This window comes from Microbacterium sp. NPDC091662 (assembly GCF_044756705.1).
Classification (GTDB): Bacteria; Actinomycetota; Actinomycetes; order Actinomycetales; family Microbacteriaceae; genus Microbacterium.
The window spans coordinates 894015-907467 of sequence record NZ_JBIVTM010000001.1 but is presented as its reverse complement, the minus strand read 5'-3'; the positions used below and the strand labels follow the sequence as shown (position 1 = coordinate 907467).

Genomic DNA, 13453 nt, shown 5'->3' with positions numbered 1-13453 from the left:
CTGAACGACGGTCGAGACGAGGAGAACGAATGAGTGAACTGGACGATCTGCGCGCACGCGTCCTCCTCCTCGAACGGGAGAACGAGACCCTCAAGAAGCCCCGTCGTCGTCCGGCGGCCAGAAGCATCGTCGCGGGAATCGTGTTGACACTCGCGGTGCTGTTGGCCCCGATCGCCGCGATGGGGACCTGGGCGCGGGTGCAGCTCGTGGATGCCGACCGCTTCGTCGCGACGTTCGCGCCTCTGGCCGAAGACCCTGACGTGCAGGACTTCGTCGCGGACCAGGTCAGCACGGCGATCCACGAGCAGGTGGACTTCGACGCGATCGTCGGAGAGGTGTTCGACGGGATCCGCGAACTCGATCTTCCGCCCCGTGCCTCCTCCGCGCTGTCGCTGCTGGAGGCTCCGGCGGCCAGCGGGCTGACCTCCCTCGTCGACGGTGTGATCCATGACGTGGTGGCGTCGGACCAGTTCGCCGACATCTGGGCGCAGACGCTGCGCATCACCCATGAACGCGCCGTCGCGATCCTGCAGAACAGCCCGGATACCGCCTTGCAGCTCGCCGACGACGGAGTGCTCTCGATCGACCTCGGTCAGGTCGTCGAGCGTGTGAAAGCGGTGCTCACGGATCGCGGCGTCGGATTCGCCGACCTCATCCCGGAGATCGACCGGTCGGTTCCCATCGCACAGGCGGATGCCCTCGTCTTGGTGCGCACCATCTACCAGATCGCCGTCGCCGCCGGATTCTGGATGCCGTGGCTCGTGCTCGGTCTCGTCGTCGCCGGCATCCTGCTCGCCAGGAATCGCGCGCGTGCGCTCTTGTGGACCAGCGCGGCGTTCGCGGTCGCGTTCCTGCTCCTCTCAGCGGGGATGGGCATCGGACGGACCTTCTTCGTCGGTGCTGTGAGCCCGTCGATCATGACGGCGGCGGCCGCCCAGTCGTTGTTCGACGAAGTCACCTCGCTGCTGAGCTCGACGATCGTGGCGCTCGCCCTGGTCGGAGTGCTCGTCGCCGTGTGGGCGTGGCTGGCCGGATCGAGCCGAAGTGCCGTGACCACGCGCGCAATCCTGGAGAGCGGCTTCTCGGCGATCCGGAGGACCTGGGAGCGACGAGGCCTGTCGACCGGACGATTCGGCGTCGCGATCGATCGCTTCCACGGACCGATCCTCCTGGTCGGGCTGGCGCTCGCGCTCCTCATCCTCATGACGACGAGGCCGGTCTCGTTCGGTGCGGTGTTCGGGGTGACCGTCGGGCTCATCGTCTTCGCGATCGTGGTCGAGCTGCTCAGGCGGCCCCACGGCGCGGTGATCGCTTCGACGACACAAGAGCCGACGGTCGACGAGGCGGAGGGGACAGAAGCCGCAGAGACCACTGTTTCCGAGGTGCCCTGAGCGAGGGAGCGGAGAACGCCCGGCGATGATCCTCCGCCGGGCGTTCCCCATGACATCTCAGGCGTGCGTGGAGTCGGGGAAGATCTTCTCCCAGTCGTCCTTCACGCTCACGACGGTGTAGCCCTTGTCCGCAGCATCGGCGAGAGCCTTCTCGGCGCCCGCGTCGTAGGGGATGTCGCCACGTGAAGGATCGTCGTGGTGGACGAGGAGCGCGAACCCCGGCCGGGGACCGCGGCGCGCGAAATCCATCATCGCCGTGTCGCCGTTGGAGTTGCCACCCACGAGCAGGGGGCGTCGACCGATGCGGGTCCAGATGCGGATCGGCTTCTCGGGACCGTCGTCGAAGAAGGCAAGAGAGGACGAGTACCGCACGGTCGCTTCGGCCTCGTCCCACGCGAGGCCGAAAGCCGACCCGACCACGCGTTCCGGGGGGATCCCGTAGTTGGCCTGTGTCATCGGACGCATGAAATCACGTTCACCTCCCGAGACGATGTAGCAGGTGAACCCGTGGTGCTCCAGATACCTGAGCAGCTCGACCATCGGCTGGTACACCGTCTCGGCGTAGGGCCGCTTCAAGGTCGGATGCTGTGCGGTGCGGTAGAACTCCGCGACCGATGCCGCGTAGTCCTCCACGCTCATTCCGTCCGTGAGTCCCACCAGCGCCTGGATGATGATCTTGAGGTCGGAGTCGTCACCGCCGTAGTGCTTGTCGATCGCCGTGCCCAGCCACTCGAAGTCACCGCTCACGGCGGCGAGGTACGGCTGTCTTTCGGCGAGTTCGGGTGCGCTCTCCGCCGCTGCGCGCCACTGCTCGACGACGTAGTGCAGCTGCGTGATCATCGGCTTCTCCGACCACAGGGTCCCGTCGTTGTCGAACACCGCGATGCGCTCCTCGACGGGCACGGCGTCGGGTCCTGCGGTCACGGAGGCGACGAACGCCTCGATGTCTCGGAGCGTGCGCGTGTCGCGCCAGGAGGACAGGGAGGGGTGGGTGGTCATGTGTGATCCTCGTGTCTCGTCGAATGCCGGCGGAAACACCAGCGTGGCATCGTCTCGGCGTGCTCGACAGGTCGTCGTCACCCCGGGTGGGTGATGTCGCGTGCGCTCGAGAGCGGACGCCCACGGTTGACGGGAATACCCCTGGAGGGTATAGGGTTGACCCGAAGGAGTACCCCACCCGGGTATGTTGAACGGAGAGAGGAATCGTCATGAGCACGAGCGAGTACCAGGTGAGCGGAATGAGCTGCGGTCACTGCGAGGTCGCGATCCGCGGCGAGGTCGGCCAGGTTCCCGGTGTCGACGCGATCGACGTCAGCGCGCAGACCGGCAGGCTCGTCGTGACCAGCGCAGAGCCTGTCGACGACGCGGCGATCCTCGCGGCCGTCGACGAGGCGGGTTACCAGGCAGTACGCGCCTGATGAACACCGCAGGCCGTCTCGGCATCTACGGCGCGGGTCTCGTGCTGGTCTTCGGCGTCGCGTTCGCGGCGGCCGGCGCCCTCGTCCCCGACAGCGCCGTGGCCTCCTGGATGGAGCGTGGGGGAGCCGGTCATGATGAGCAGTCGGCTGAAGCTGCCGGGCAGAAGACGGACAACGGGAAAGAGCAGGGAACAGACGTGAGTGGAGTGACGATCGCCGCATCCGGATACACCATCGGCGTGATCTCGGCCCCGGGGGAGACCGGGATCGAGGGGGAACTCTCCTTCGTCGTCCGAGGTGCCGACGGCGAACCGGTCACCTCATACGAGACGGCCCACGGCAAGCAGCTCCACCTGATCGTGGTGCGCAGCGACGGCAGCCGGTACCGGCATGTGCATCCCGTACTCGATGCCGGAACGGGCACATGGTCGCTGCCGTGGACCTGGGACGCTGCCGGCACCTACCGGGTGTACGCCGACTTCACCGCATCGGGTGGGCTCGGGGTGACGCTCTCACGGACGGTCGATGTGGGCGGGCCTTTCACTCCGCAGCCCCCGACCGAGACCAGGACCACCGCGACCGTCGACGGGTTCGACGTGTCGATCAGCGGAGACCTCGTCGCCGGTGCGGGAAGCGAGCTGACGGTCGACGTCACGCGCGACGGGGTGCCCGTCACCGCGCTCGAGCCGTACCTGGGCGCATTCGGACATCTGGTCGCCCTCCGCGAAGGAGATCTGGCCTACCTGCACGTGCACGCGCACGGCGATGAGCCCGAACCGGGTGACGTCGCCGGTCCCGAGGTGGTCTTCACCGCGCAGGCCCCCACTGCCGGTCGGTACCTGCTCTACCTCGACTTCCAGGTCGACGGGAAGGTCCACACGGCACCGTTCGTCCTGGACGCGACTCCCGCAGACCCGTCGTCGAACGACACGGGCGACGACCACGGCGGGCATTGAACCGCACGGCACCACTCTCTCCACGTTCTCGGACGCGGAGCGCAAGGATCGAGGAGATCACCATGACGGACACGCAGTCCGCGGCCGCACCGGCCAGCGTGGAGCTGGAGATCGGCGGCATGACCTGCGCATCGTGCGCGATGCGGATCGAGAAGAAGCTCAATCGGTTGGACGGGGTCACCGCGACCGTGAACTATGCCACGGAGAAGGCCAAGGTGACCGCGCCGGCCGGCTTCGATCCGGCTGTGCTCATCGCGGAGGTGGAGAAGACCGGATACACCGCAGCCCTTCCCGCCCCTGCAACGCCCACGCCGCAGGACGATGCGGGAGATGCCCCCGACGCCGAACTGACGAGCCTCAAGCACCGGCTCATCGCCTCGATCGTCCTGACGGTCCCGGTCATCGCGATGGCGATGATCCCGGCGCTCCAGTTCATCTACTGGCAGTGGCTCTCGCTCGCGCTCGCCGGTCCGGTCATCGTGTGGGCGGCGTGGCCGTTCCACAAGGCGGCGTGGACGAATCTCCGCCACGGCGCGGCGACGATGGACACCCTGATCTCGATGGGGACGATCGCCGCACTGCTGTGGTCGCTCTACGCGCTGTTCTTCGGGACCGCGGGAGTCCCCGGGATGACGCACCCGTTCGAGCTGACCGTGGCGCCCAGCGACGGCGCTGCGAACATCTACCTCGAGGTCGGTGCGGGAGTGACGATGTTCATCCTCGCCGGACGCTACTTCGAGAAGCGCTCCAAGCGCCAGGCCGGGGCAGCGCTGCGCGCACTGCTCGAACTCGGCGCCAAGGACGTCGCCGTGATCCGCGACGGCATCGAGATGCGGATTCCCACGTCAGAACTGAAGCCCGGAGACGAGTTCGTCGTGCGGCCCGGCGAGAAGATCGCCACCGACGGGATCATCGTCTCGGGGACATCGGCCGTCGACGCCTCGATGCTGACCGGCGAGTCGGTGCCGGTCGAGGTGGGTGAAGGCGACGCCGTGACCGGCGCGACCGTGAACGCGGGTGGCCGCCTGGTCGTCCGTGCGACGCGTGTCGGTTCCGACACCCAGCTGGCGCAGATGGCGAAGCTGGTCGAGGATGCGCAGACGGGGAAGGCCGAGGTGCAGCGCCTCGCCGACCGTGTCTCCGGGATCTTCGTGCCGATCGTCATCGCGATCGCCCTCGCCACGCTCGGTGCCTGGCTGGGGGCCGGATTCCCGGCATCCGCCGCCTTCACCGCCGCCGTCGCCGTGCTCATCATCGCCTGCCCCTGCGCGCTGGGCCTCGCCACTCCGACGGCACTGCTGGTGGGGACGGGACGCGGAGCGCAGATGGGGATCCTCATCAAGGGCCCCGAGGTGCTCGAATCCACCCGTAAGGTCGACACTGTCGTGCTCGACAAGACCGGAACCGTGACCAGCGGCAAGATGACGCTCACCGCGGTGCACACTGCGGAGGGCGTCGACCGGCGCGAGCTCCTGCGGCTGGCGGGCGCGGTGGAAGACGCGTCGGAGCACCCCATCGCCCAGGCGGTGGCCAAGGCCGCGACTCAGGAGATCGGTGTTCTTCCCGTGCCCGAGGACTTCGTCAACGTCGAAGGCAAGGGCGTTCAGGGAGTCGTCGACGGTCACGCGGTGCTCGTGGGCCGGGAATCGCTGCTGGCGGAGTGGTCGCACCACCTTCCCCCCGAGCTCGCCGCCGTGAAGGGGGAGGCCGAGAGTCAGGGCAAGACCGCCATCGCGGTCGGATGGGACGGCGAGGCGCGGGGCGTGCTCGTCGTCGCCGACACGGTGAAGCCGACCAGCGCTCAGGCCATCTCGCAGCTGAAGAGCCTGGGTCTGACGCCCATCCTCCTCACCGGAGACAATCGTGCGGTGGCCGAGCAGATCGCGGCCGAGGTGGGCATCACCGAGGTCATCGCCGAGGTGCTCCCGAAGGAGAAGGTCGACGTCGTCATCCGGCTCCAGCACGAGGGCAGGGTCGTCGCGATGGTCGGAGACGGCGTGAACGACGCCGCCGCTCTCGCGCAGGCCGATCTGGGGCTCGCGATGGGCACGGGGACCGATGTGGCGATCGAAGCCAGCGACATCACCCTGGTCCGCGGAGATCTGCGCAGTGCCGCAGACGCCATCCGTCTGTCCCGCAGGACCCTGGGCACGATCAAGGGCAACCTGTTCTGGGCCTTCGCGTACAACGTCGCGGCGATCCCGCTCGCAGCGCTCGGCCTGCTCAACCCCATGCTCGCCGGTGCGGCGATGGCGTTCTCCAGCGTCTTCGTCGTCGGCAACAGCCTCCGCCTGCGTTCCTTCCGGAGCCAGGCGGTGGACCCCTCTCCGGCAGGGAGCGGTGCGACGCGGGAACGCGCGACACCGGCAGTCCCCGCAGGAACCCACTGAAACCGAAAGAGAGCACCTCATGTCCGATTCCCCCGCAGAGTCCTGCTGCAGTGTCAACAGCAACGGTGCGGTCTCCGCCGACGGTCGTCAGGATCTGCTGGCGCCGACCGTCGGCGCGACGGCGGAGTGCCCGGTGATGGTCGGCAGCGCTGTCGTCATCGCAGACGCCGAGGCCGCCGGTCTGTTCCGCGACTACGAGGGCACGCGCTACTACTTCTGCTGCGCAGGATGCGGCCCGGCGTTCGACGCCGATCCGGCGAAGTACGTCACCGCAGCCTGACCCGTTCCCCCCGTGCAGGACCGCGCCCGCGGTTCTGCACGGCAACGTCTTTCCGAGGAGGAGAGGTCAATGAGCACTCCACGACACGAGAGCACTCCGAGACACGAGAGCACTCCACAGCACGAGAGCATTCCGAGACACGACAGCACCGCGCACGACCCGTCGCACGACGGGAGCGGCGACGCCGAAGAGCTGCACGGCCTTCACGGTGCTGCCGTGCACGACTCCCATGCCGGGCACGCGGGTCATGACGGTCACGACGGTCACGCGGGGCACGCAGATCACGTCGGACAGTTCCGGCGGCTCTTCTGGATCATGCTCGCCCTCGCCGTGCCGACGGTCGCGTTGTCGGGGATGTTCGCGATGATCCTCGGCTATGCCCTTCCCGACATCCCCGGCCTGGTGTGGGTCTCGCCCGTGCTGGGAACCGTGATGTACGTGTGGGGAGGCAAGCCCTTCCTCGTGGGTGCCGTCAGCGAGATCCGCGCGCGCAAGCCCGGCATGATGCTGCTCATCGGCCTGGCGATCACGGTGGCCTTCCTCGCATCGTGGGGGGCGAGTCTCGGCATCCTCCACCACGAGCTCGACTTCTGGTGGGAGCTGGCCCTCCTCATCGTGATCATGCTGCTCGGGCACTGGATCGAGATGCGCTCTCTCGCGCAGACCACCTCTGCACTCGACTCGCTCGCCGCTCTCCTGCCGGATGAGGCCGAACGCGTGGAGGACGGACAGGTCGTGATCGTCTCACCCGCAGATCTGGTGGTCGGCGACATCGTCGTCGTTCGTCCGGGCGGAAGCGTTCCAGCCGACGGGCGCATCGTCGACGGCCGGGCGTCGATGGACGAGTCGATGGTGACGGGGGAGTCTCGCACGGTCGCGCGCGGTGCGGGAGACCAGGTCACCGCCGGCACCGTCGCCACCGACTCCGGGCTCCGCGTGCAGATCACCGCGACCGGAGACGACACCACCCTCGCCGGCATCCAGCGTCTGGTGACCGAGGCGCAGAGCTCGTCCTCGCGAGCCCAGCGCCTTGCGGACACCGCCGCGGGGTGGCTGTTCTGGTTCGCGCTGGGTTCGGCGGCGATCACCGCGATCGTGTGGACCCTCGTCGGGCTCCCTGACGCGGCAGTCATCCGTACGATCACCGTCCTCGTGATCGCCTGCCCGCATGCGCTGGGTCTGGCGATCCCGCTCGTCGTCTCGATCGCCACGGAGCGCGCGGCTCGCGGCGGAGTGCTGGTGAAGGACCGACTGGCGCTGGAGAGCATGCGCACCGTCGACACCGTGCTGTTCGACAAGACCGGAACCCTCACCAAGGGTGAGCCCGTCGTGTCGGAGGTGTCCGTCTCGGGCGCGCACGATGCCGATCGAGTGCTGGCGCTCGCCGCCGCTGCCGAAGCCGACAGCGAGCACCCGCTCGCGAAGGCGATCGTCCGTGCCGCCGCCGAGAAGAACCTCTCCGTGCCGCAGAGCCGCGACTTCACGTCATCGCCGGCGGTCGGGGTCACGGCGACCGTCGAGGGGACGACCGTGCGCGTGGGCGGCCCGCACCTGCTCGCGGAGGAGCAGGGGCGCGAGCTCGCCGTCGCCGAGCAGTGGCGGGAGGATGGCGCGATCATCCTCCATGTCGTCCAGGACGGTCGAGTGATCGGGGCGCTGAAGCTCGCCGACGAGGTACGTCCGGAATCCCGCGAAGCCGTCGACGCCCTGCATGTGCTCGGTGTGCAGGTCGTCATGATCACGGGCGACGCCGAGGCCGTCGCACAGACGGTTGCGGCGGATCTCGGGATCGACCGGTTCTTCGCGGGAGTGCGCCCCGAGGACAAGGCCGCGAAGGTGCAGGAGCTGCAGCGGGAGGGGCGCAAGGTCGCGATGGTCGGCGACGGCGTCAACGATGCGCCCGCGCTGGCGCAGGCCGACGTGGGTCTGGCCATCGGCGCCGGTACCGATGTCGCGATCGCTTCAGCCGGAGTCATCCTCGCGAGCGACGACCCGCGCTCCGTGCTCTCCGTCATCGAGCTCTCGCGGGCCGCGTACCGGAAGATGAAGCAGAATCTGTGGTGGGCCGCCGGATACAACCTGCTCTCGGTGCCGCTCGCGGCCGGCGTGCTCGCGCCGATCGGATTCGTGTTGCCGATGTCGGTCGGAGCGATCCTGATGTCGCTGTCGACCATCGTCGTCGCTCTCAACGCCCAACTGCTGCGTCGCCTCGATCTGCGCCCGGAGGTGACGACCCGCGCGATCCTCGATCGCTGATCTGGATCAGGCGGCGTAAGGTCGCCCGGCGATCGTTCGGCTCGCCTGCCGGCCGGCGTTCACGACAGGAGGCCCCGTCCACCCGGACGGGGCCTCCTGTCGTTTCTGTGCGTGCTACTGGTGTCGCAGCGCCGCGTTCAAGTGCTCCTCGGGGTCGATCAGGTGGTTGTGGTCATCGGTGCCGAGAGCCACCTCTGCCCAATCGATCGTTCCGCTGAACTTGCCGCCCCACTCCTTGTATCCCTCATAGGCGGGCATTCCGGTGTCCTCGCCGGTGTCGAGACCCTCGTCGAAGGAGAAGTACAGCGGGTGCGTGTGCTCCACGCGTCCGGAGCCGACCGCTGTCCCGTCGATGAACAGCGTGACCTCGCCGCCCTTTCCGATCCCGCCTCCGTCGTAGGCGAACTCGGCACGCACGAGGTGGTCGCCGCCGCCGATCTGCCCGTCGGAGAACACCGTCGTGCGCACCAGGCCGCAGTAGTTGTAGTGATACCCGAGCTTGCCGTCTTCCGCGAAGAACGACCAGCCGCCGGTGCGGCCTCCCTGTGCGACGATGGCACCCTCGAGCGCGCCGTCTTCGGGGACCGTGAGCTGGGCGGTGACCGAGTACGAACGGTTCTTCACGTTCAGCGCGACGTTCTCGCCGAGGCGGATCATGCCTGGGTACAGCCGCAGCCTGTCGCCCGTGACGAGGGTCGGCCGGCCGGCGATCGCCGGATTCATGCGCTCTGCTGCCCGGTCGTCGAGGGGGAACACGTTGTGTCGTGCCGCCTCGATCAGGAACATCTGCTGCATCTCCGCCAGCTTCTCCGGGTGCTCGGACGCCAGGTTGTTCGACTGCGTCCAGTCGACGGAGGTGTCGTACAGCTCCCACACGTCGGCCGAGAAGTCCGGCGCCTTCGAGACGACATCCCAGGGGGTACGGTGCTTCGTCTGGGCCGTCCAGCCCTTGTGGTAGATGCCGCGGTTGCCCATCAGCTCGAAGTACTGCGTCAGGTGCCGTTCGTCGGCGTCCGGCGCGTTGAAGGTGTACGCCATCGAGACGCCGTGCATCGGGATCTGGGTGACCCCGTTCACGGTGTGCGGCTCGGCGAGTCCGGCGACGTCGAGGACGGTCGGGGCGAGGTCGATCACGTGATGCCACTGGTGCCTGACCTCGCCGGATCCCTTGATCGTGCTCGGCCAGTGCACGATGGTCCCGTTGCGTGTTCCGCCGTAGTGCGACGCCACCTGCTTGGTCCACTGGTAGGGCGTGCACATTGCGTGTGCCCACGCCACGGAGTAATGGTTGTAGGCCTCGGGACCGCCGACCTTGTCGAGGTGCTCGTTCCAGAACTCGACGGTCTCGAACTGGCCGCCGCCGTTGGAGGCGGTCGTCAGCATGTAGGCGCCGTTGATGCCGCCCTCGGCGCTCGCGCCGTTGTCGCCGATGATGTAGTAGACGAGCGTCTCATCGAGGATGTCCTGCTCCTCCAGCGCATCGATGACGCGACCGGTGTGGAAGTCCGCGTACTCGAGGAACGCCGCGTAGACCTCCATCTGGTGCGCGAGGATCGGCTTCTGCTCGTCGGGGACGTCGTCCCAGGCAGGCAGCCCCTCTGGACGCTCGGTGAGCTTCGAGTCCGGAGCGATCACGCCGAGCTCGATCTGCCGGGCGAAGGTCTGCTCGCGCTGCGCGTCCCAGCCATGGTCGAACGCGCCCTTGTACTTCGCGATCCAGTCCTTCGGAACGTGATGCGGGGCGTGCGTCGCACCGGGTGCGAAGTAGATGAAGAACGGCTTGTCCGGGGTCAGGCTCTTCTGCTGCCGGATGTAGTCGATGGTCTTGTCGGCCAGATCGGGCATGAGGTGGTAGTCCTCGTCGGTCGGCGGTTCGACCGCGGTGACGCCGTCGACGAGAGCCGGCGTCCACTGGTTGGTCTCGCCGCCGATGAAGCCGTAGAAGCGCTCGAAGCCCGAGAAGGCCGGCCAGTGGTCGAACGGTCCGGTCGGGCCCGTCTCCCACACCGGCACCTCGTGGCACTTTCCGAACTGGGCGGTGTTGTAGCCGTTCTGACGCAGGATCTCGGGCAGCGGAACGGCCGAGTTCGGACGCGTGGAGCGGTAGCCGGGGGACGGGGTCGCCGTCTCGGTGATGTGGCCCATGCCCACTGCGTGGTGGTTGCGTCCGGAGAGCAGCGCGGCACGAGTGGGGGAGCACAGTGCGGTGGTGTGGAATCGGGTGTACTTCAGACCGGCGTTCGCGAGGCGTTCGGCCGTCGGGGTGTGGATCGGGCCACCGAAGGCGCTCGATGCCCCGAAGCCCACGTCGTCGAGGAGGATGACGAGGACGTTGGGGGCGCTCTTGGGCGGTCTCTTGGCGACGAGGGGAGGGAAGTCGGACTCCGACTTCTTCGCGTCGAAGACGACCGGCCCCTGATACTCGCGGTCAGGCAGCGGCAGGATCGATCCGGGCAGTTCCACGGTCATGGGGGTTCCTTCTTCTCATTTGGGGGTGGGATCGCGAGGTGGACACCGAGCACGGGGTCGGACGGAGCCGGCCCCGTGCTCGGTGTCCGCGCGAATCGACTACTGGGCGCCGCCGAGGTCGTGGATGAGCTCCTTCTCGTCTTCTGCGGAGAGGGACGTCTGGACGACCGTGCCGTTGAACGGCGCGAGTGCCGCGGTGAACTTGTCCTCGGTGATCTTCGTCGCGTACACGACGACGGCCGACTTGCCGGCGGAGACGGTGCTCTTGACCCGGTCGCGGAACTCGGCATCGATACCGCTCTTGTCGAGGCCGGCGAACAGAGCACCGAAGAGGCCTCCGAAGAGCAGGCCGGCGATCGGCACGAAGAACAGGAGACCGATGAGCATGCCGAAGAGCGCACCGCCCGCGGCTCCGACGCCGACGTTGCCGGCGGCACCCGGGTACTCGACCTTGGTCTTGCCCTTCTCATCGACCTTGACGAGCGCGAGGCCCGCGAGCTCGACGACCAGGTCGTTCTGCAGCGACAGGATCTCGTCGTAGGCGCCTTCTGCCTGGGGCTCGGAATCGAAGGAGATGACGATCAGTTCTGCCATGGATGACTTCCCTTGTTCAGGGCTGAGTCGACCACCCTCAGCCGTTGACGACAGGAGTCCACTCCGCGGTGGCTCCCGCTTCAGGTCAGGCTAATCGCGGACCTCTCGCGAAACGCGGGCGTCGTCGCGAATTCACCCGGGGTACCTTCGCCGGTCTCTGGGCGGAGCGCAGGTGGCAGAAAGTCGAGTAGCGCTGCGGCGCCGGCGTTGCCAGAGTGGACGGCACGACCGGCGTCAGCCAGCGAGCGTCTCGCCGGTGTGACGCCATCAGCGATGCGAGAGGTTCCGGATATGAGCACACCCTCCACCGACGACCAGCCGATCTTCACGAGGCCGGGGGAGGCGACGCTCACTTCGCGTCATGTCATCCCCTCGGGCGAGTCACTTCCTGACACGGCGAAGCAGATCGTGGACGACGAGACGATCCTCGACGGAAACGCGCGGCTGAACCTCGCGACGTTCGTCAGCACCTGGATGGACGATGACGCCAAGCAGGTCTACGCCGCGTCGTTCGACAAGAACATGATCGACAAGGACGAGTATCCGCAGACGGCGGCGATCGAGGACAACTGCTGGCACATGTTGGCGAACCTGTGGAATTCCCCGGATGCCGAGAAGAGCATCGGCACCTCGACGATCGGTTCGTCCGAGGCGTGCATGCTGGGCGGCCTCGCCTTCAAGCGGCGGTGGCAGCACGCCAGGCGTGCAGCCGGGAAAGACGCCTCTACGCCGAACCTCGTGATGTCGTCGGCGGTGCAGGTGTGCTGGGAGAAGTTCTGCAACTACTTCGATGTGGAGCCCCGTTACGTGCCGATCAGCGCGGAGCACAAGACGCTCGACGGGCATGATCTGGCGAAGTACGTCGACGAGAACACGATCGGTGTCGTCGCGATCATGGGAGTGACCTACACCGGCATGTACGAACCCGTCGCCGAGATCGCCGCCGCACTCGACGAGATCCACAAGAGCACCGGCCTCGACATCCCCATCCACGTCGACGGTGCCTCCGGCGCGATGATCGCGCCGTTCCTGCAGCCCGATCTGGTGTGGGACTTCCGGCTCGACCGGGTGCACTCGATCAGCACGTCGGGTCACAAATACGGGCTCGTGTACCCGGGGCTCGGCTGGGTGGTCTGGCGTGATGCGCAGTGGCTGCCGGAGGACCTGGTGTTCACGGTCAGCTACCTGGGCGGGGAGATGCCCACTTTCGCCCTGAACTTCTCCCGGCCGGGTGCGCAGGTGGTGCTGCAGTACTACCTGTTCCTGCGCCTCGGATTCGAGGGATACCGTGCGGTGCAGCAGGCCTCGCAGGACGTCGCGAAGTACCTCTCCGCCGGCATCGCGAAACTCGACGCGTTCGAGCTCTGGAACGACGGCAGCGACATCCCTGTGTTCGCCTGGCGCCTCAAGGACGGCCACACCAAGAACTGGACGCTCTACGATCTGCAGGATCGCCTCAGGATGAAGGGATGGCTGGTCCCGGCGTACCCCATGCCCGCCGACCTCGAGGAGATCACGGTGCAGCGCATCGTCGTCCGCAACGGTCTGAGCATGGACCTCGCGGCAGAGCTGCTGCAGGCGATCGAGACCGAGGTCGCATATCTCGACGCACTCGAGTCGCCGATGCCGTCGGACAACCCGCGGTCGGCCTTCCACCACTGAGGGACGCGCTCGCCGCCGTGCGCCTTCCGTCCGGTCC

10 protein-coding genes are annotated in these 13453 nt (G+C 67.5%); 7 read left to right on the top strand and 3 right to left on the bottom strand.

The window, feature by feature from the left end; translation table 11 throughout:
* Positions 1–29: 29 nt before the first annotated feature.
* Positions 30–1391, top strand: coding sequence for a hypothetical protein (locus tag ACIQLD_RS04390; protein ID WP_402605474.1), 1362 nt, complete (start codon positions 30–32; stop codon positions 1389–1391).
* Between the two features lie 57 nt (positions 1392–1448).
* Here ACIQLD_RS04390 and ACIQLD_RS04385 read toward each other — a convergent pair whose 3' ends face one another.
* Positions 1449–2390 carry an HAD family hydrolase gene (locus ACIQLD_RS04385; protein ID WP_402605472.1) on the bottom strand — a complete coding sequence of 314 codons (942 nt, stop codon included), beginning with the start codon at positions 2388–2390 and terminating at the stop codon, positions 1449–1451.
* A gap of 209 nt (positions 2391–2599) precedes the next feature.
* On the opposite strand from ACIQLD_RS04385, the gene ACIQLD_RS04380 reads away from it, so the two are divergent.
* The 5 genes from ACIQLD_RS04380 to ACIQLD_RS04360 all read left to right on the top strand — a co-directional run bounded on the left by ACIQLD_RS04380 (position 2600) and on the right by ACIQLD_RS04360 (position 8691).
* Complete coding sequence (locus ACIQLD_RS04380) at positions 2600–2809, top strand: heavy-metal-associated domain-containing protein (RefSeq protein ID WP_402605469.1); 210 nt, start codon at positions 2600–2602, stop codon at positions 2807–2809.
* Positions 2809–3765, top strand: coding sequence for a heavy-metal-associated domain-containing protein (locus ACIQLD_RS04375; protein ID WP_402605466.1), 957 nt, complete (start codon positions 2809–2811; stop codon positions 3763–3765). Before ACIQLD_RS04380 ends, ACIQLD_RS04375 begins: the two co-directional genes overlap by 1 nt.
* A 62-nt stretch (positions 3766–3827) precedes the next feature.
* Positions 3828–6155 (top strand): heavy metal translocating P-type ATPase, encoded by a 2328-nt coding sequence (locus tag ACIQLD_RS04370; protein WP_402605464.1) that lies wholly within the window; start codon positions 3828–3830, stop codon positions 6153–6155.
* A gap of 19 nt (positions 6156–6174) precedes the next feature.
* Positions 6175–6435 carry a YHS domain-containing protein gene (locus tag ACIQLD_RS04365; protein WP_402605461.1) on the top strand — a complete coding sequence of 87 codons (261 nt, stop codon included), beginning with the start codon at positions 6175–6177 and terminating at the stop codon, positions 6433–6435.
* A 69-nt stretch (positions 6436–6504) separates the two neighbouring features.
* Positions 6505–8691, top strand: coding sequence for a heavy metal translocating P-type ATPase (locus ACIQLD_RS04360; protein WP_402605458.1), 2187 nt, complete (start codon positions 6505–6507; stop codon positions 8689–8691).
* Positions 8692–8805: 114 nt separating this feature from the next.
* Here the strand turns inward: ACIQLD_RS04360 and ACIQLD_RS04355 are convergent, their stop codons facing one another.
* Both ACIQLD_RS04355 and ACIQLD_RS04350 read right to left on the bottom strand, forming a co-directional pair.
* Positions 8806–11160, bottom strand: a complete 2355-nt coding sequence (locus tag ACIQLD_RS04355) for an arylsulfatase (protein WP_402605455.1) — start codon at positions 11158–11160, stop codon at positions 8806–8808.
* Positions 11161–11259: 99 nt separating this feature from the next.
* Complete coding sequence (locus ACIQLD_RS04350; protein ID WP_402605452.1) at positions 11260–11754, bottom strand: DUF1269 domain-containing protein; 495 nt, start codon at positions 11752–11754, stop codon at positions 11260–11262.
* A gap of 291 nt (positions 11755–12045) precedes the next feature.
* Here ACIQLD_RS04350 and ACIQLD_RS04345 point away from each other — a divergent pair, with 291 nt between their 5' ends.
* Complete coding sequence (locus ACIQLD_RS04345) at positions 12046–13416, top strand: glutamate decarboxylase (RefSeq protein ID WP_402605449.1); 1371 nt, start codon at positions 12046–12048, stop codon at positions 13414–13416.
* The last annotated feature ends 37 nt before the right edge of the window (positions 13417–13453 follow it).

What these genes read in the sequence shown, in the direction of transcription:
- ACIQLD_RS04390 (WP_402605474.1), top strand. Translation starts at nt 30, where the DNA reads ATGAGTGAACTGGACGATCTGCGCGCACGCGTCCTCCTCCTCGAACGG.
- ACIQLD_RS04385 (WP_402605472.1), bottom strand. Translation starts at nt 2,390, where the DNA reads ATGACCACCCACCCCTCCCTGTCCTCCTGGCGCGACACGCGCACGCTC.
- ACIQLD_RS04380 (WP_402605469.1), top strand. Translation starts at nt 2,600, where the DNA reads ATGAGCACGAGCGAGTACCAGGTGAGCGGAATGAGCTGCGGTCACTGC.
- ACIQLD_RS04375 (WP_402605466.1), top strand. Translation starts at nt 2,809, where the DNA reads ATGAACACCGCAGGCCGTCTCGGCATCTACGGCGCGGGTCTCGTGCTG.
- ACIQLD_RS04370 (WP_402605464.1), top strand. Translation starts at nt 3,828, where the DNA reads ATGACGGACACGCAGTCCGCGGCCGCACCGGCCAGCGTGGAGCTGGAG.
- ACIQLD_RS04365 (WP_402605461.1), top strand. Translation starts at nt 6,175, where the DNA reads ATGTCCGATTCCCCCGCAGAGTCCTGCTGCAGTGTCAACAGCAACGGT.
- ACIQLD_RS04360 (WP_402605458.1), top strand. Translation starts at nt 6,505, where the DNA reads ATGAGCACTCCACGACACGAGAGCACTCCGAGACACGAGAGCACTCCA.
- ACIQLD_RS04355 (WP_402605455.1), bottom strand. Translation starts at nt 11,160, where the DNA reads ATGACCGTGGAACTGCCCGGATCGATCCTGCCGCTGCCTGACCGCGAG.
- ACIQLD_RS04350 (WP_402605452.1), bottom strand. Translation starts at nt 11,754, where the DNA reads ATGGCAGAACTGATCGTCATCTCCTTCGATTCCGAGCCCCAGGCAGAA.
- ACIQLD_RS04345 (WP_402605449.1), top strand. Translation starts at nt 12,046, where the DNA reads ATGAGCACACCCTCCACCGACGACCAGCCGATCTTCACGAGGCCGGGG.